At 72.5% G+C, this 15,687-nt stretch carries 18 protein-coding genes; 8 read left to right on the top strand and 10 right to left on the bottom strand.

Features of this window, described 5'->3' with window-relative positions:
• Nucleotides 1-63: 63 nt before the first annotated feature.
• The 5 genes from ACZ5VC_RS00230 to ACZ5VC_RS00250 all read left to right on the top strand — a co-directional run bounded on the left by ACZ5VC_RS00230 (nucleotide 64) and on the right by ACZ5VC_RS00250 (nucleotide 4,769).
• Nucleotides 64-1,035 (top strand): DEDDh family exonuclease, encoded by a 972-nt coding sequence (locus ACZ5VC_RS00230; protein ID WP_469117898.1) that lies wholly within the window; start codon nucleotides 64-66, stop codon nucleotides 1,033-1,035.
• A gap of 54 nt (nucleotides 1,036-1,089) precedes the next feature.
• Nucleotides 1,090-1,323 carry a hypothetical protein gene (locus ACZ5VC_RS00235; protein ID WP_468714801.1) on the top strand — a complete coding sequence of 78 codons (234 nt, stop codon included), beginning with the start codon at nucleotides 1,090-1,092 and terminating at the stop codon, nucleotides 1,321-1,323.
• 82 nt (nucleotides 1,324-1,405) lie between these two features.
• A complete protein-coding gene (locus ACZ5VC_RS00240) occupies nucleotides 1,406-2,194 on the top strand; it encodes an SURF1 family cytochrome oxidase biogenesis protein (RefSeq protein ID WP_469117899.1) in 789 nt (262 codons plus the stop codon).
• A gap of 30 nt (nucleotides 2,195-2,224) precedes the next feature.
• The gene (locus tag ACZ5VC_RS00245) at nucleotides 2,225-4,009 is read left to right on the top strand and encodes a glycoside hydrolase family 15 protein (protein ID WP_469117900.1); all 1,785 of its coding nucleotides are present in this window, start codon (nucleotides 2,225-2,227) and stop codon (nucleotides 4,007-4,009) included.
• A 4-nt stretch (nucleotides 4,010-4,013) separates the two neighbouring features.
• Nucleotides 4,014-4,769, top strand: a complete 756-nt coding sequence (locus ACZ5VC_RS00250) for an SDR family oxidoreductase (protein ID WP_469117901.1) — start codon at nucleotides 4,014-4,016, stop codon at nucleotides 4,767-4,769.
• A gap of 60 nt (nucleotides 4,770-4,829) precedes the next feature.
• Here the strand turns inward: ACZ5VC_RS00250 and amaP are convergent, their stop codons facing one another.
• From amaP to ACZ5VC_RS00275, 5 genes are read right to left on the bottom strand one after another with little or no spacing between them, the layout of a single operon-like run.
• A complete protein-coding gene (amaP, locus tag ACZ5VC_RS00255; RefSeq protein WP_469117902.1) occupies nucleotides 4,830-5,420 on the bottom strand; it encodes an alkaline shock response membrane anchor protein AmaP in 591 nt (196 codons plus the stop codon).
• A 13-nt stretch (nucleotides 5,421-5,433) separates the two neighbouring features.
• A complete protein-coding gene (locus ACZ5VC_RS00260; RefSeq protein WP_469117903.1) occupies nucleotides 5,434-6,093 on the bottom strand; it encodes a DUF6286 domain-containing protein in 660 nt (219 codons plus the stop codon).
• Entirely contained in the window at nucleotides 6,090-6,437 is a 348-nt protein-coding gene (locus ACZ5VC_RS00265) for an Asp23/Gls24 family envelope stress response protein (protein WP_469117904.1), read from the bottom strand. The genes ACZ5VC_RS00260 and ACZ5VC_RS00265 overlap by 4 nt, the downstream gene beginning before the upstream one ends.
• A 6-nt stretch (nucleotides 6,438-6,443) precedes the next feature.
• Nucleotides 6,444-6,635 carry a hypothetical protein gene (locus ACZ5VC_RS00270; protein WP_469117905.1) on the bottom strand — a complete coding sequence of 64 codons (192 nt, stop codon included), beginning with the start codon at nucleotides 6,633-6,635 and terminating at the stop codon, nucleotides 6,444-6,446.
• A gap of 19 nt (nucleotides 6,636-6,654) precedes the next feature.
• Nucleotides 6,655-7,125 (bottom strand): Asp23/Gls24 family envelope stress response protein, encoded by a 471-nt coding sequence (locus ACZ5VC_RS00275; protein WP_469117906.1) that lies wholly within the window; start codon nucleotides 7,123-7,125, stop codon nucleotides 6,655-6,657.
• Between the two features lie 91 nt (nucleotides 7,126-7,216).
• On the opposite strand from ACZ5VC_RS00275, the gene ACZ5VC_RS00280 reads away from it, so the two are divergent.
• A complete protein-coding gene (locus ACZ5VC_RS00280) occupies nucleotides 7,217-7,936 on the top strand; it encodes a hypothetical protein (RefSeq protein ID WP_469117907.1) in 720 nt (239 codons plus the stop codon).
• 35 nt (nucleotides 7,937-7,971) lie between these two features.
• Here the strand turns inward: ACZ5VC_RS00280 and ACZ5VC_RS00285 are convergent, their stop codons facing one another.
• The 3 genes from ACZ5VC_RS00285 to ACZ5VC_RS00295 form a co-directional block, all read right to left on the bottom strand.
• Nucleotides 7,972-8,772: an enoyl-CoA hydratase/isomerase family protein gene (locus ACZ5VC_RS00285; protein ID WP_469117908.1), complete on the bottom strand. Its 801-nt coding sequence runs from the start codon at nucleotides 8,770-8,772 to the stop codon at nucleotides 7,972-7,974.
• A 187-nt stretch (nucleotides 8,773-8,959) separates the two neighbouring features.
• On the bottom strand, nucleotides 8,960-9,181 hold the full coding sequence (locus ACZ5VC_RS00290; protein WP_018518904.1) for a helix-turn-helix domain-containing protein: 222 nt from the start codon (nucleotides 9,179-9,181) through the stop codon (nucleotides 8,960-8,962).
• A 457-nt stretch (nucleotides 9,182-9,638) separates the two neighbouring features.
• Nucleotides 9,639-11,237 carry an ABC-F family ATP-binding cassette domain-containing protein gene (locus tag ACZ5VC_RS00295; RefSeq protein WP_468711308.1) on the bottom strand — a complete coding sequence of 533 codons (1,599 nt, stop codon included), beginning with the start codon at nucleotides 11,235-11,237 and terminating at the stop codon, nucleotides 9,639-9,641.
• Nucleotides 11,238-11,480: 243 nt separating this feature from the next.
• Between ACZ5VC_RS00295 and ypfJ the strand changes: the two genes are divergently transcribed.
• On the top strand, nucleotides 11,481-12,371 hold the full coding sequence (ypfJ, locus tag ACZ5VC_RS00300) for a KPN_02809 family neutral zinc metallopeptidase (protein ID WP_469117909.1): 891 nt from the start codon (nucleotides 11,481-11,483) through the stop codon (nucleotides 12,369-12,371).
• 135 nt (nucleotides 12,372-12,506) lie between these two features.
• Nucleotides 12,507-12,908 carry a VOC family protein gene (locus ACZ5VC_RS00305; protein WP_469117910.1) on the top strand — a complete coding sequence of 134 codons (402 nt, stop codon included), beginning with the start codon at nucleotides 12,507-12,509 and terminating at the stop codon, nucleotides 12,906-12,908.
• Between the two features lie 4 nt (nucleotides 12,909-12,912).
• Here the strand turns inward: ACZ5VC_RS00305 and ACZ5VC_RS00310 are convergent, their stop codons facing one another.
• A complete protein-coding gene (locus tag ACZ5VC_RS00310; RefSeq protein WP_469117911.1) occupies nucleotides 12,913-14,298 on the bottom strand; it encodes a hypothetical protein in 1,386 nt (461 codons plus the stop codon).
• A 111-nt stretch (nucleotides 14,299-14,409) separates the two neighbouring features.
• Nucleotides 14,410-15,537 (bottom strand): alpha/beta hydrolase, encoded by a 1,128-nt coding sequence (locus ACZ5VC_RS00315; RefSeq protein WP_469117912.1) that lies wholly within the window; start codon nucleotides 15,535-15,537, stop codon nucleotides 14,410-14,412.
• Between the last annotated feature and the right edge of the window lie 150 nt (nucleotides 15,538-15,687).

Consider the following 15,687-nt stretch of genomic DNA (forward strand, 5'->3'; position numbering starts at 1 on the left):
GGCCAAACTGCCGTGCGCGGCGGACTCCGTGGGCGGCGCTGTCAGTGGGGGCCCGTATTCTCTGTGACCATGCTCGACGACCTCACGACAGCGACGTGGCCGGCCGCGTACCCCCGGGGGTACGCGGTCGTCGACGTGGAGACCACCGGACTCGCTCGCGACGACCGGATAGTGTCCGCTGCCGTCTACCGCCTCGACGCCCAGGGCGACGTCGAGGACCACTGGTACACGCTGGTCAATCCCGAGCGGGACCCGGGGCCGGTGTGGATCCATGGACTGACCAGTGACGTCCTGGAGGGCGCGCCGCTCTTCCCGGACATCGCCGCCGAGTTCTCGGACCGCCTCGAAGGCCGCGTACTGGTCGCGCACAACGCGATGTTCGACTGGTCGATGATTGCCCGGGAGTACGCGCGCGCGGAGCGGACCGCGCCCACCCGGCAGCGGCTGTGCACCATCGCCCTCTCCAAGGAGCTGGCGCTTCCGCTGCCCAACCACAAGCTGGAGTCGCTGGCCGCGCACTTCGGGGTCGTGCAGCAGCGGGCGCACCACGCCCTGGACGACGCCCGGGTGCTGGCCGAGGCGTTCCGGCCGAGTCTGCACACGGCGGCCGAGCGTGGGGTGCGACTGCCGCTCCTCGAATGCCGGCCGCTCACCGAGTGGGTGTCGGCCCCGGCCACCCCGCGCATCGGGTACCAGGCGTCGTACCGGTCCAACGGATGGCGGCCGTCGCGGAAGCGACCGGCCTGTCCGTACCCGAACCCCGGGCGGTACGAATCAGACAAACCGCTCAAGCAGGGCATGAGGGTGGCCTTTTCGGGTGACACCTCCATCGACCGCGAGCTGCTGGAGGACCGCGCCGTCGAAGCGGGCCTCCATGTGGCCACGAGCGTCTCGCGGCTGACGAGCCTGCTGGTCACCAACGACCCCGACTCGGCCACCTCGAAGACGGTGAAGGCGAAGACGTTCGGCACACCGGTCGTCGACGAGGCCGCCTTCACCCAGCTGCTGCGGGACGTCGCCCCGGCAGACGGGTGACGGACCGGGCGTGCCGCCCGCCCTTCCCCGCCCCCGGGCCGCACCCTGTGGCGCATGGCACGTTGTGAGGTCTGCGGAAACGATTACGGGATGTCGTTCGAAGTGCACGCGCAGGGCGCGGTGCACGTCTTCGACTGCTTCTCGTGCGCCATTCACCGCATGGCGCCCATCTGCGAGCACTGTCGGGTCCAGATCATCGGCCAGGGAGTCGAGGTCGACGGCCAATGGTTCTGCGGCGGTCACTGCGCCCGCGCGGAGGGAAAGGCGGGCATCGTCGACAAGGTCTGAGCCGGGCCGGCCGCACCCCGCGACGGGCGTGCGACCGAACCCCCCTGAGAACACCCCATGGCCCGAGTTGTACGGTCATGGGGTGTACCGCTTCCTGTTGTCCCGGCAGTGGGTGATCCTCACCCTCATCGCTCTCGTCCTCATCCCCACGATGATCGAGCTGGGCTTCTGGCAGTTCCACCGGCACGAGAACCGGGTCGCGCAGAACTCCCTGATCGCACGGAACCTGCGCGCCGCGCCCGCCCCGGTCGCCTCTCTCACCTCTCCCCGTCACACCGTCCCCCGCGCCGACTACTGGCGCCAGGTCAAGGCCACCGGCACGTACGACACCGCGCACGAAGTGGTGGTGCGCCGCCGCACCTCGGCGGACGACAAGGTCGGCATGCACGTACTGACCCCGCTGATCCTCGAGGACGGCCGGGCCGTCCTGGTCAACCGCGGCTGGATCCCCGCCGCCCCCGACCAGAAGGAATTTCCCGAGGTGCCGCCCGCTCCCCGGGGCACCGTCACCGTCACCGGCCGCCTCAAGGCCGACGAGACGACCGGCGCCAGCGGCATCAAGGACCTCAAGGGCCTGCCGCCCCGCCAGATCATGCTGATCAGCAGCGAGCAGCAGGCCCGGGCCCTGGGGCGCCAGGTCCTCGGCGGATACATCGAGCAGACCGCTCCCGTGCCGGCCGGCGGCACCCCCGAGCAGATCCCCGAACCGGACCACGACTCCATCGGCCCGCACATGGCCTATGCCGTCCAGTGGTGGCTCTTCGCCGGCGGTGTCCCGGTCGGCTGGGTGATCCTGGTGCGCCGCGAGAAGCAGGACCGGGCCACCCAGGCCGCGAAGGACGCGACGCAGGCCACACCCGTCCCTGCTTAGGCGCCGCCCGGGGCGGGAACACGCCAGAGCGTGACGCAACGCATCGAGGACTACGCACTCATCGGGGATCTGCAGACCGCCGCACTGGTCGGCCGGAACGGGTCGATCGACTGGCTCTGTCTGCCGCGCTTCGACTCGGCGGCCTGCTTCGCCGCGCTCCTCGGTGACGAGAACAACGGCCACTGGCGGCTCGCCCCCAAGGACGCGACCACCTGCTCCCGCCGCGGCTATGTGGAGGACTCGCTCGTCCTGGAGTCGTTCTGGGAGACACGCACGGGCACGGTCAAGGTCGTCGACTTCATGCCCCAGCGCGACGAGGCCCCCGATGTGATGCGGATCGTGGAGGGCATCAGCGGCGAGGTGGAGATGAGCTCCGTCCTGCGGCTGCGCTTCGACTACGGCTCGATCGTTCCGTGGGTGCGGCGCTCGGACGGCCACCGGGTGGCCATCGCCGGCCCCGACTCCGCTTGGCTGCGCAGTGAACCGGCCGTCAAGACCTGGGGCCAGCAGTACAGCACCTGCTCGTCGTTCACGGTGGGCGCGGGCGAGAAGGTGGCCTTCGTCCTGACCTGGCACCCCTCGCACGAGCCGCGCCCCGCCCTCATCGATCCGCACGAGGCGCTGGAACACTCCCTCGCCGACTGGAAGGAGTGGGCGGCGCGCTGCCGGTACGAAGGTCCCTACCGGGAAGCCGTCATCCGTTCGCTGATCACCCTCAAGGCGCTCACCTACGCCCCGACGGGCGGGATCGTCGCCGCGGCGACCACCTCCCTGCCGGAGGAGCTCGGCGGGGTACGGAACTGGGACTACCGCTACTGCTGGCTCCGCGACTCCACCCTCACCCTCGGCGCGCTGCTGTCGGCCGGATACCTCGACGAGGCCCAGGCATGGCGGAACTGGCTGCTGCGGGCCGTCGCCGGCAATCCGGCCGACCTGCAGATCATGTACGGACCGGGCGGCGAACGGCGGTTGCCGGAGACGGTACTGCCCTGGCTGCGCGGCTACGGTGGCTCGGTGCCCGTGCGGATCGGCAACGCGGCCGTGAACCAGCTTCAGCTCGACGTGTACGGCGAGGTCATGGACTCGATGTTCCAGGCGCGCGAGGCCGGGCTGATGGGCGAGTCGCACTCCTGGAACCTCCAGCTCAGTCTGCTCGGCTTCCTCGAGACCCACTGGCGCGAACCGGACGAGGGGCTCTGGGAAGTGCGCGGGCCGCGCCGCCACTTCACGCACTCGAAGGTGATGGCCTGGGTCGCCGCCGACCGCGCCGTCCGCACGCTCGAGTCGAACCCCTCGCTCAAGGGCGACGTGGGGCGGTGGCGGGCAATGCGCGAAGAGGTGCACCGGGAGGTGTGCGAGAAGGCCTACGACCCCGTGCGCAACACGTTCACCCAGTCCTACGGCTCGCGGCAGCTGGACGCGGCGACCCTGCTGATTCCCCGGGTCGGGTTCCTGCCGCCGGACGACCCGCGCGTGGTGGGCACGGTGGAGGCGGTCCGCGAGGAGCTGGGCCACGGCGGTCTCGTACGCCGCTACTCCACCGAGGGCGTGGCGGTGGACGGGCTGCCGGGGCACGAGGGGTCCTTCCTGGCCTGCACCTTCTGGCTGGCGGACGCGCTCCTGCTGATGGGGCGGCCCGACGAGGCGCGTGAGGTGTTCGAGCGGCTGCTCGAACTGCGCAGCGACGTGGGGCTGCTCGCGGAGGAGTACGACCCGGTGTCGGGGCGGCAGCTGGGCAACTTCCCGCAGGCGTTCAGCCACATCGGGCTGGTGGGGACCGCCCTCGCGCTCGCCGGGGCCGACCCGGCAGGATAGGTCCATGGATCTTGGACTGAAGGACCGTGTGTACGTCGTGACCGGAGCCACCCGTGGACTGGGCCGCGCCTCGGCGCAGGCCCTGACCGCCGACGGGGCGAAGGTCGTCGTCACCGGGCGCGACGACAAGTCGGTCGCCGCCGCGGCGCAGGAGCTGGGGCCGAACACGGTGGGTGTCGTGGCGGACAACGCCGACCCGCGCTCGGCGGACCGGGTGATCGCCCGGGCCCATGCCGAGTTCGGCCGCTTCGACGGCATCCTGATCAGCGTGGGCGGACCGGCGCCGGGCTTCGCGGCGGACAACACCGACGAGCAGTGGCAGGCGGCGTTCGAGTCCGTCTTCCTGGGCGCGGTCCGGATGGCACGCACGGCGGCCGCGGCCCTCGGCGAGGGCGGCGTGATCGGCTTCGTCCTGTCGGGCTCGGTCCATGAACCGATCCCCGGTCTCACCATCTCCAACGGTCTGCGCCCGGGCCTCGCCGGCTTCGCGAAGTCCCTCGCTGACGAGCTGGGCCCCCGGGGCGTCCGGGTCGTCGGCCTGCTGCCGGCCCGCATCGACACGGACCGGGTGCGTCAGCTGGACGCCCTGTCGGGCGACGCGGACGCGTCCCGCGCGGCCAACGAGTCGCAGATCCCGCTGCGCCGGTACGGCACACCCGAGGAGTTCGGCAACACGGCGGCGTTCCTGCTGTCTCCGGCGGCGTCCTACCTGACCGGCATCATGTTGCCGGTGGACGGCGGGGCGAGGCACGGCTTCTGACCGGGGCGCGATGCCGGGGCCTGGTCCGGCCGTGTCGGCGCGAGCACGGCCGGCCCGCTGTCAGGTCACCCGCTTGGCGCCGTGGCGGACCGCTCTGAGGCGGGCCTCCGTCGGCAGTTCCGCCAGCCCGGCGGAGTCCCTCGCGTGGGCCACCGCCTCGTCCGTCAGCCGGGTCAGCGCGTCCCGCGGGGCCGCGTACGGCTCCAGCTGCAGCGCGACCCGGGTCCTCGGCGCGGTGCGGCGGCCCGTCAGCAGGACATGGGCGCGGGCGACGCCGTCCAGCGACTCGGCCTCCCGCTCCAGGACGCCCTCGAGCGCCCGGCCCCGCAGCAACGCCCCTTCGCCGTCACCGCTGTCGACGAGGACCTCGGCCAGCCGGGCACGCCGGAACTGGGCCAGGAGCCACCACATCGCGAGAATCACCACCACCGCGAGCACCGCGATGACCACCGGCCACCACCAGCCCTCGTCCCGCCACCGGGCCCGGTCGGCGTCGCTCAGCAGGACGTCGCGCGGGCCGTACCACGGCCACCACGACGGGACGTCGAGGTCGAACCCCGCCGCGAGCACGCCGCCACCCACCAGCAGGAGCACCAGACCCGCCAGGCCCAGCAGAACACGATTGACCGTCTGCAGAACACCGCGGACCATCGTCCTCACCCTCTCATCGCTTTCGCGCCGGGCGGCCCACGCGCACCGTGAGCGCCGGCGGCCGGGCCAGTCCGAGTTCCCCGATGCGGGTGGCGAGCACCTCGTCGAGATCGGCACGTACGTCGTCGAGTTCACGGAAGTGGGAGACCGCCCGCACCCGGGCCCTGGTCCGCCGCACCCTCACCCGTACCGACTGGACGCCCGAGACCTCCATCGCCCGGTCGCGCAGGGCCAGCGCCGCCGCGTCCCGGTCGAGCCCCGCGCGTACGCCCGGGCCGCGCCGCATCGGCAGGACCGCCCGGAGCCCGGGGGTCAGGGCGAGCACGATCAGCCAGAGGCCGAGCGCCACCGCGAGGCCGGCACCGACCAGAACCCAGGGGTTCTCCAGGGGGCGCTCGGAGAGTTCGCGGGCGAGGGAGCGGCGCCATTGCATGGCCGAGCGGTTCGCGCGTACGGAAGCGATGTCGTACAGGAGCAGTCCCGTGCCCGCCAGTACGGCCGCCGCCGCGAGACCGGCCGGGATCCGGCGCGCGGACCAGAAGCGCCGGGCCGGGGCCTCTTCGCCCTTGTCCAGTACGGGCACCGGCTCGTAGCTCGCGGCGGACCCGGACCGGTCCGGATCCGTCGGTGCGCCGGCGGGCGGGCCGCTCGGGCCTCCGGGCGAGTGGGTCATCGGAGCCTCTCCCGGTCCTCGTGGCGTGTGTGCGCGGAATGCAGACGCTCCACCTGGACCGCCACCTCCGGCACCTCCATCCCCGCCAGCGCCCTCACCCGCTCGGTGACATGCCGACGCACGGTGCCGCACTGGCGGCCGATGTCGGAGGGGTAGTCCAGTTCGAGGGTCACCCTCACACGTGCCGTGTCGCGCTGTACGACAACGGAGGCGCGGGGCGGGGCGCCGCCCACCGGCACTTTGACCAGCGCCTCACGCGCTGCCCGCGACGCGATCTTCGCCACGACCCGGTCGGCGATCGTGGTCTCCCCACGGTCGGCGGCCCCGACCCGCTCCGCCGGCACCCCGGGTCACCGCCGCCGCTCGCCGCGTTCGCGACCCCGGAAGAAGTATCCGGGTTCGAGGTCGCCGTCGAGGAACCTGCCGGTCACGAAGCCGACCGCCCCCAACGCCGCGACCAGCACAAACGCCCCGAATCCGCCGAAGAATCCGGCGAAGCCGAGGGCCATTCCGGCCATCAGGCCGACCACCGCCATGCTCATCTCTGCCCCTTCGTACCGCCTACTGAATCCGGGACTCCGGCTCCTCGTCCTCTTCGTCGGGGAGCTTCACGTCACTCACGGCGATATTGACCTCGACGACCTCCAGCCCGGTCATCCGCTCGACGGCCGCGACGACGTTCTCGCGCACCTCGCGGGCGACGTCGGCGATCGAGACGCCGTACTCGACGACGATCTCCAGGTCGATAGCGGTCTGCACATCGCCGACCTCGGCCTTCACCCCACGGCTGACGTTGGACTTGGTCCCGCCCGGCACACGGTCGCGCACTGCGCCGAACGTGCGGGAGAGTCCGCTGCCCATCGCGTGGACGCCGACGGCGTCGCGGGCGGCGAGTCCGGCGATCTTCTCGACCACCCCGTCCGCGATGGTGGTGCGACCACGGGAGGCCGGGTCGCCGCCACCCCGCTTGGTCACGGACGTCTTCCTGGCGTCGTCGGCGGCCGGTTGCCTGGCCTGTGAGCTGTCAGTCATCGACTCGTCCCTTCCGGGCAGGTTTGCACTTCTCTGCCCACATTAGGTGTGCTTGCCCCGTCTCGCGCCGGAGATGCGGCAGGCTGGAGGAATGACGACCGGTGACGGATGGGCCGCGGCTGTACGAAGCCGACTGAGCATCGGCCGGCTGCTTCCGCTGGGCGGCCCGATGGACGGGACATGGCTGGCGGAGCGAGCGGCCGAGGATGTCCTGCGGCGCGCGGGGTGGGAGGTGCAAGGCGTGTCGCCCGGCAGTGTCCGGGTGGCGCTCGCGGATCCGGGGGCGGCCGGCGCGGCCGACTTCCCGCCGCCTCCGGGCGCCATCGCGGCGGGCGCGCTGAGGATCGAGGCGGACTTCGAGGCGTCGGGGAACACGGCGTTGCCCGTCCTCGCCGAGGAGCTGCGGTCCGCGCTCTTCAGAGCCGCCGACGAACGGCTCGGCCTGGTCGTCACCCGGGTGGATCTCCGGGTGACGGGCCTGGTGGAGAAGGCTCCCGGCGCGACATCGGGCCCGGTCCGGGATTCCGCCGACGGCGCTGCGCCGACCGGGCGACGGGGCGCGGCTGCCGCGCCCTCCGCCGTACCCTCCGGGGAGGCCGCCCGGGCCGCGCTGGACGTGGCGGGGGTCGCCGCGCTGACGACGTCGCTGGGGCCTTCGGTCCACACGGCCGAGGACCATGTCCGGGTCGAGCTGGCGACCTTCGCGGAACATCGGGCCCTGGACGTGGCCCGAACGGTCCGCACGGCGGTCGGCATGGTTCTGGCCGCCCCACTGCCGGTTACCGTACTGGTCACCGAGGTGCGTCAGTGAGGCGGCGGGTGATGCCGGGTGGCGCCCGGGCGCCGCTAGTCGGCCAGGCCGGCGAGGTCGCGCAGACGGCGGGCCTGGGCGGCGCGTTCGGCGGCGCGCTGGTCCTCGTACGTGCGGTCGGACGCGCCACGCAGGAGCGCCTTCGTCTCGATGACCGCATCGCGCGGGGCGGCCAGCAGGGCGGCGCTCAAATCACGCACGGCGCCGTCGAGTTCGTCGGCGGGCACCACAAGGTTGGCCAGGCCCACGCGCTCGGCCTCGTCCGCGTGGACGAACCGGCCTGTGGCGCAGATCTCCAGGGCGCGGGCGTAACCGACCAGGCCGACCAGGGGGTGCGTACCGGTGAGGTCGGGGACCAAGCCGAGGCTCGTCTCGCGCATGGCGAACTGCACGTCCTGTGCCACGACCCGCAGGTCACAGGCGAGGGCGAGCTGGAAGCCGGCGCCGATCGCGTGTCCCTGGACGGCCGCGATCGACACGATGTCGTTGCGGCGCCACCAGGTGAACGCCTCCTGGTACTCGGCGATCTCCGCGTCGAGATCCGCGTCGGAACCGCGCGCGAGGTCCAGGAAGGACGGCTCGCCGTCGAAGCCCTCGGGCGTGAACGCCTGCCGGTCGAGCCCCGCGGAGAAGGACTTGCCCTCGCCCCGCAGCACCACGACCCGCACGCTGCCCGGCAGCGACCGTCCGGCCTCCGCCAACGCCCGCCACAGAGCGGGAGACTGAGCGTTGCGCTTGGCCGGATTGGTCAAGGTCACCTTGGCAACGGCGTCCTCGACGGTGAGCCGTACGCCGTCCTTGTCGAACACAACGAGCACAGAGTCGAGCGAGGTCATGGGGCTCCTCCGGTTCCGGTGCAGCACAGTTAAGTGACTGCACAGTAACCACCCGGTCGACCGCACGACCGACCGGGTGGCCACGCCGAATACCGGTGGGGCCGAACGAGCCACGCCCGGAACGAGCCGCGCCCTGGATATCGCCGGGATCCAAGATGACCCCGGAGGTTTCCGGACGCCCCGGACGTCAGGCCGTGGCGGCCTTCTTGCCTCGGGTCGCTCCGCCGCGTCCCCGCAGCGTCACTCCGGACTCGCTGAGCATCCGGTGGACGAATCCGTAGGAGCGGCCGGTTTCCTCGGCCAGCGCCCGGATGCTCGCACCGGAGTCGTACTTCTTCTTCAGGTCTGCCGCGAGCTTGTCGCGCGCGGCGCCGGTCACCCGGCTGCCCTTCTTCAGAGTCTCGGCCACCCGTGCCTCCTCATGGGAAGTGCGCTCTGGACTCTCATGATCACCCCTAGCGGGCTTCCTGGCCACCCATTCGACAAGGTCTGTGCGGGGAGGTTTGAAGGGCGGCAGACCGTCGTCACGAGCGGAATGCACGATTCCGCTGCCCTGTCCGCGACCGCGGCGGCGGGCCTCAGGGTGAATGGGCAGGTCAGCGGTGCGCGGGGAGAGCGCCGAGAACGACGACGCGGCGCGGGGCCGGGTGGACGGAATCCACCCGGCGCCACGCCGCGGTACGAGACGTACTCACTCAGATGACGGATCACCCATGGGCCGAATGATCCATATGGAGATGATCAACGGAGCCGCGCGCCGGGCTCGGGCCCGGTACGGCGGCACGTACGGGCCGCCGGAGCGGGACGGAGCAACCCCGAACGGGACCGGGCGGGGCGGGTCAGCTGGGACTCGTCACGCAAGACGGTTAGGCGAGGGCGACGAGATCCTTGTAGTCCGGGCCCCACAGGTCCTCGACACCGTCCGGCAGGAGGATGATCCGCTCCGGCTCCAGCGCGTCGACGGCGCCCTCGTCGTGCGTGACGAGGACGACCGCGCCCTTGTAGGTGCGCAGCGCCCCGAGGATCTCCTCACGGCTGGCCGGGTCGAGGTTGTTCGTCGGCTCGTCCAGGAGCAGCACGTTCGCCGAGGAGACGACCAGGGTCGCCAGCGCCAGACGCGTCTTCTCGCCACCGGAGAGCACCCCGGCGGGCTTGTCGACGTCGTCGCCGGAGAAGAGGAACGAGCCGAGCGTCTTGCGCACCTCGACGAGGTCGAGGTCGGGCGCGGAGGAGCGCATGTTCTCGAGGACCGTGCGGTCCGGGTCGAGCGTCTCGTGCTCCTGCGCGTAGTAGCCGAGCTTGAGGCCGTGCCCCGCGGTGACCTCGCCCGTGTCGGGCTTCTCGGCGCCGGCGAGCAGCCGCAGCAGCGTCGTCTTGCCGGCGCCGTTGAGGCCCAGGATGACGACCCGGGAGCCCTTGTCGATCGCGAGGTCCACATCGGTGAAGATTTCGAGCGAGCCGTAGGACTTGGACAGACCCTCGGCCGTCAACGGGGTCTTGCCGCAGGGCGCGGGCTCCGGGAAGCGCAGCTTGGCGACCTTGTCGGAGACCCGGACGGCCTCCAGGCCGGACAACAGCCGCTCGGCGCGCTTGGCCATGTTCTGCGCGGCGACCGTCTTGGTGGCCTTGGCGCGCATCTTGTCGGCCTGCGAGTTGAGGGCGGCGGCCTTCTTCTCGGCGTTCTGGCGCTCGCGCTTGCGGCGCTTCTCGTCGGCCTCGCGCTGCTGCTGGTAGAGCTTCCAGCCCATGTTGTAGACGTCGATCTGCGAGCGGTTCGCGTCCAGGTAGAAGACCTTGTTCACGACGGTCTCGACCAGGTCGACGTCGTGGGAGATCACGATGAAGCCACCGCGGTAGGACTTGAGGTAGTCCCGCAGCCAGACGATGGAGTCGGCGTCGAGGTGGTTGGTGGGCTCGTCGAGGAGCAGGGTGTCGGCGTCCGAGAAGAGGATCCGGGCGAGCTCGACCCGGCGGCGCTGACCACCGGAGAGGGTGTGCAGCGGCTGGCCGAGGACCCGGTCGGGGAGGCCCAGGGCGGCGGCGATCGTGGCGGCCTCGGCCTCGGCGGCGTACCCGCCCTTGGTGAGGAACTCGGTCTCCAGGCGCTCGTACTTCTTCATCGCACGCTCGCGGGTGGCGCCCTTGCCGTTCGCCATCCGGTCCTCGTTCTCACGCATCCTGCGGAGCGTCTCGTCGAGGCCGCGGGCGGAGAGGACACGGTCGCGGGCGAGGACGTCGAGGTCACCGGTGCGCGGGTCCTGCGGCAGATAGCCGACCTCGCCGGAGCGGGTGATGGTGCCGCCGGCGGGGAGGCCCTCGCCGGCCAGGCACTTGGTGAGGGTGGTCTTTCCCGCGCCGTTGCGGCCGACGAGGCCGATGCGGTCGCCCTTGGCGATGCGGAAGGACGCGGATTCGATGAGGATGCGGGCGCCGGCGCGCAGCTCGATGCCGGAAGCGGTGATCACGGACAGACTCCAGGGCGGTATGGACGGCGGAAGGACGACGGGGCGCAGGGGCTTCGACGCCGCCTAATGCACAAGGAGAATGGCCATACGGCCCAGTCTAACGGGCTTGTGCAACTGCTTTTCGGCCATGCGACCGAGGTCACGTGTGACGAACAAAAGGGGCAGTACGGAACCGGGTGATCGATACTCGGCGCAGGGCGGCGGCCCCTGCCGCGGTGACGACGATGCGGAGGGTGGTGCCCCATGCAGTTCGACGACGACGCCGACCTGGACACGTCCGAGGTCCAGGACGTCCGGGGCAGCCGCGTTCCGGGCGGGCGGGCCACCGTCGGCGGCGGCATCGTCGGCTTCATCGCGCTGATCCTCGGGCTGGTTTTCGGGGTGGGGCCGGAGCAGCTGGGGCTCTCGTCCGGTGACGACGACCCGGCGCCGACCGCGTCGTCCGCGGCCGAGGTCGGCCGGACCTGCCGGACCGGGGCGGACGCCAACGCCCGGGACGACTGCCGGACCGTCGCGGTCGTCAACAGCGTGCAGGACTACTGGCGCGCGGAGTACGCGCGCAGGGGCGGCCGGTACGCGGACGCGCGGACGGTGATGTTCACCGGCCGGGTCGGCACCGCCTGCGGGTCGGCGACCTCGGCGGTGGGGCCGTTCTACTGCCCCGGGGACCGGCAGGTCTACCTCGATCTGGGGTTCTTCAACGATCTGCGGACGACCTTCGGTTCGTCGGGCGGCCCGTTCGCGCAGGCGTATGTGGTGGCGCACGAGTACGGCCACCACGTGCAGCACCTCATGGGCACACTGGAGCGGGCGCAGGACGGGCGGCAGGGAGCGAACAGCAACGCCGTGCGGGTGGAACTGCAGGCGGACTGCTACGCCGGGGTGTGGGCGCGCCACGCGACGACCACGCCGGACGACAAGACGGGCCGGCCGCTGCTGACGCGGCTGACGGACGCGGACATTCAGGACGGCCTGGACGCCGCCGCGGCGGTGGGCGACGACCGGATCCAGGAGAAGTTCCAGGGGCGGGTGACGCCGGAGAGCTGGACGCACGGTTCTGCCCGGCAGCGTCAGCAGTGGTTCTACAACGGCTACAGCACGGGCGACATGGCTCGGTGCGACACCTTCCGCTGACGCTCGAGCCCGCGCTTGTCCCACGGCGAGTGAGCCGAGCCCTGGGAATTCGCGCGCAGCCGTGCGTTGTCAGTGCCGGGTGCCAGACTGAGACCCAGGTCACATTCTGCGTACGAGCGAGATGGAGTGATCGAGGTGGCAGAGGCACCGCACATCTGTCCGACCCTGACGTACGACGACGCCAAGGCGGCCATCAGGCAGCTCACGGAGGCCTTCGGGTTCACGGACACCGCGGTGTACGAGGGCGAGGACGGCAGAGTGATGCACGCCGAGCTGTCGTACGGGAACGGCATGGTGATGCTCGGCAGCAAGGGCACCGGCAGCGAGTTCGACAAGTTGATGGCGAACGCCGGGCCGACGGGGGTCTTCGTCCATGTCGACGACGTGGACGCGCACCACGCGCGGGCCGTCGAGCACGGCGTGGAGATCGTGATGCCGCCCACGGACCAGGACTACGGCTCGCGGGACTACATGGCCCGGGACGCCGAGGGGAACATCTGGAGCTTCGGGACGTACTCCCCCGGCGCCTCGGAGTAGACCGTCACGCGCCCCCGGTGTGCACCTGGAAGGCTGCTCTGCGGACCGCCTTGGCCAGGGCCGGGTCCGGGTGCGCGGCCGCGAGGGCCACCAGGACCTGCACGGTACGGGGATGGCCCACGGCCCGGACCTCGTCGAGGAGGGCGGGGACGGTGCCCTGCACCGCCGAGTCGAGGTGGCGGACCAGCAGGGCGCTCTCACCGTGGTCGGCGACGGCCGCCGCGGTGTCCACCCAGAGCCAGGTCGCTTCCTCGCGGCTGAGGACATCGGGCGCCTCGTCGGGATCCGCGCCCTCGTACTCGGCGAGCCAGAGCAGCGCGTAGGGGCGCAGCGAGGGCTCCTGCGCGCAGGCACGGACCTCGGCCTCGGCGGGGGCGCCGACGACCCGCAGGGCCTCGAACGCGAGGCCGCGCAGCAGGGCGTCCTCGCCGCGGGCGACGGCGAGGAGTTCGGAGACGGCGCTGCCGAGCGTGCGGGCGGCGAGCCAGGCGCGGTACTCGGCGCGGGCCGGGCCGGGGGTGAGACGGGCGCAGCCGCGCAGCATGTCCTCGGCGGACTGCTCGATATGGCCGGCGGGGCTCTGCGCGGCGACGCAGATCTGCTCCAGCTTGACCCAGACCGCCCAGTTGCCGAGGGGGGTGAGGGTGGCCTGCCCGTCGCCGAGGGTCAGGGCGCCGACCGCGGCGAGGCCTTCGAGCGCCCACTCGAGGAGGGGGGAGAGCGGAAGGGGGGCGTCGGCCCCGGCCGGCGGCTGCGCCGCGTCGGGCAGCTGGGGGCCGTAGGGGACCTCGCAGCGTTCCTCGCGCAGTTCGGCGACGCGCTGCTGGAGCAGGTCGAGGAGGGCCGGGACGAGCACGGGACCGGCCGAGAGCTGAAGGAGGGAGAGCACCTGGGGGACGGCTTCGACGACCTCGGCGACGGCGGCCGGGGGAACGTCGTCGGGCGCCGGGTGGACCAGTGACCAGGCGTCGAACAGCGCGACCCAGCCGCGCAGTACGGCGGTGTCGTCACGGTCCCAGGCGTGCAGGCGCCAGCCGGGGCGCGCCGTGCCGCCGTGCAGTTCGACGAGTCCGGCGAGGCGGGCGCGGTCCCATCCCGCCCGCACCTGGTCCGGCGTCAGGTCCAGGGCCGCCGCAGCGCGTTCCTTCGCGGGGGCGGCGTCCTGGCCGCGCTCGACGGCGGCCCACCGGGCGATGCGTACGGCGTCGGCGAGGACGGCCCGCGCCTGGCGGGCGAGCTCCGCCGGGGGCGGGGTGCCCTCGGGCGGCCGCGACGCCGGACGGGTACGCCGGGTCGTCACGGCCCGTCGGGCCGTGACGAGGGGCCGCGGACGGACGAGTCGGAGTCTGGAGTTGCGCGCCAGTTGCTCATCAGGCTTTCGAGACGTCACGGGGGCAGTCTTCCCGCTGTCGGCCCGAAAGCCCAAACGGAATGCGCATCGCCGCTGTCGCGGGCGGTCCCGGGGAGGCACGGGCGGGGCTGCTCGGTGGGTGCGCGGGGGTCACATGAGGGGGGTGAGAAAGCGGCGCAGCGCCTCTTCGTAGCGGGCGGGGTCGGCGTTCCACATCGCGGCGTGCGGGGCGTTCCTGACGGTGTGCAGGGAGACGAGCCCGGGACGGCGGGCGGCGAGGTCGCGGGAGGGCTGCCAGGGGGCGAGGGTGTCGTCGGGCCCGTGGAAGACGAGGGTGGGTACGCGCAGCGCGCCCGGGTCGGCCGCTGCCCGGAGGCGGCCGCCGTGCAGACCGGTGCGCCCCTGGGCGGCCCGGACGGTGAGCGGCAGCAGCACGGCCGGGACGCGGCGGGCCGCGGCGAGGGCCCGCAGGGTCGTCTCCCAGTCCAGGACGGGCGAGTCCAGTACGAGGCCGCTGATCCGGTCGCGCAGACCGGAGTTGGCGGCGGCGTGCAGGGCCATGGACGCGCCGGTGGACCAGCCGTGCAGGACGACGCGCTCGGCGCCGAGGCGGACGGCGTGCCGGATGGCGGCGTCCACGTCGCGCCACTCGGAGTCGCCGAGGTGGCCGAGTCCGTCCGTGGGACGCGGTGCGCCGGCGTCTCCGCGGTAGGCGAGGTCGAGCACCGGGAACCGCAGACCGTTGAGGCACGGGAGCAGGTTCAGCGGATGGCGCAGGGTGGTGCCGAGGCCGTGCACGGTGATGACCCAGGTGGAGCGGGCGCCGGGGACGAACCACGCGGGCAGGGCGCCCAGCTCGCCGGGCACCTCCAGGTCCTCGTAGTCGACACCGGCCGCCGTGGCCGGTGTGCCGCTGTGGAGTTCGGGGGTGAGCCGGACGTGGGTGCCGGTGAGGAGGGTGCCGTGCTCGACGCGCTCCAGCCGGCGCACGACGGTGTCCGCGGTGTGCGCCGCCGTGTCGAGGACCGGGCCGACGACGGCGTGCACGCCGTTGCCCTCGAGGCCGTACGTTCCCGGGCGCAGCGCGGCAAGGCTGCGGGTCAGGGTGATCCGGCCGGGGGCGGTGTCGTGGACGGTGAGCCGGGGGTCACCGGGCAGGGGTCTGCCGGGCCGCGCCTTCAGGGCGGCGTCGGAGGCGTACCGACCGGCCGCGATCGCGGCCGCGCCGACACCGATCAGTGTGGTGACGGCCGCTGCCGTCGCTTTAGCCGGGCGCACTGTCCCAGTGTCGGCGCGGGCGGGGGCGGGTGCCAGTGGGCGCGGACGCCTGCGCCGGCCGACGGCCTGTACGGGCTCGGCCCGCGGTCGGTCGAACCCGCCGCGCGCAGCGCCCGAGGGAGCGTCGGCACGGCGCGTACTCCGGCCGGC

The sequence above is a fragment of the Streptomyces sp. NPDC033174 genome, assembly GCF_055577795.1.

Coding starts and splice junctions, on each gene's coding strand:
- ACZ5VC_RS00235 (WP_468714801.1), top strand. CDS start 1,090: ATGGCACGTTGTGAGGTCTGCGGAAACGATTACGGGATGTCGTTCGAA.
- ACZ5VC_RS00250 (WP_469117901.1), top strand. CDS start 4,014: ATGGATCTTGGACTGAAGGACCGTGTGTACGTCGTGACCGGAGCCACC.
- amaP (WP_469117902.1), bottom strand. CDS start 5,420: ATGGTCCGCGGTGTTCTGCAGACGGTCAATCGTGTTCTGCTGGGCCTG.
- ACZ5VC_RS00260 (WP_469117903.1), bottom strand. CDS start 6,093: ATGACCCACTCGCCCGGAGGCCCGAGCGGCCCGCCCGCCGGCGCACCG.
- ACZ5VC_RS00270 (WP_469117905.1), bottom strand. CDS start 6,635: ATGAGCATGGCGGTGGTCGGCCTGATGGCCGGAATGGCCCTCGGCTTC.
- ACZ5VC_RS00275 (WP_469117906.1), bottom strand. CDS start 7,125: ATGACTGACAGCTCACAGGCCAGGCAACCGGCCGCCGACGACGCCAGG.
- ACZ5VC_RS00280 (WP_469117907.1), top strand. CDS start 7,217: ATGACGACCGGTGACGGATGGGCCGCGGCTGTACGAAGCCGACTGAGC.
- ACZ5VC_RS00285 (WP_469117908.1), bottom strand. CDS start 8,772: ATGACCTCGCTCGACTCTGTGCTCGTTGTGTTCGACAAGGACGGCGTA.
- ypfJ (WP_469117909.1), top strand. CDS start 11,481: ATGCAGTTCGACGACGACGCCGACCTGGACACGTCCGAGGTCCAGGAC.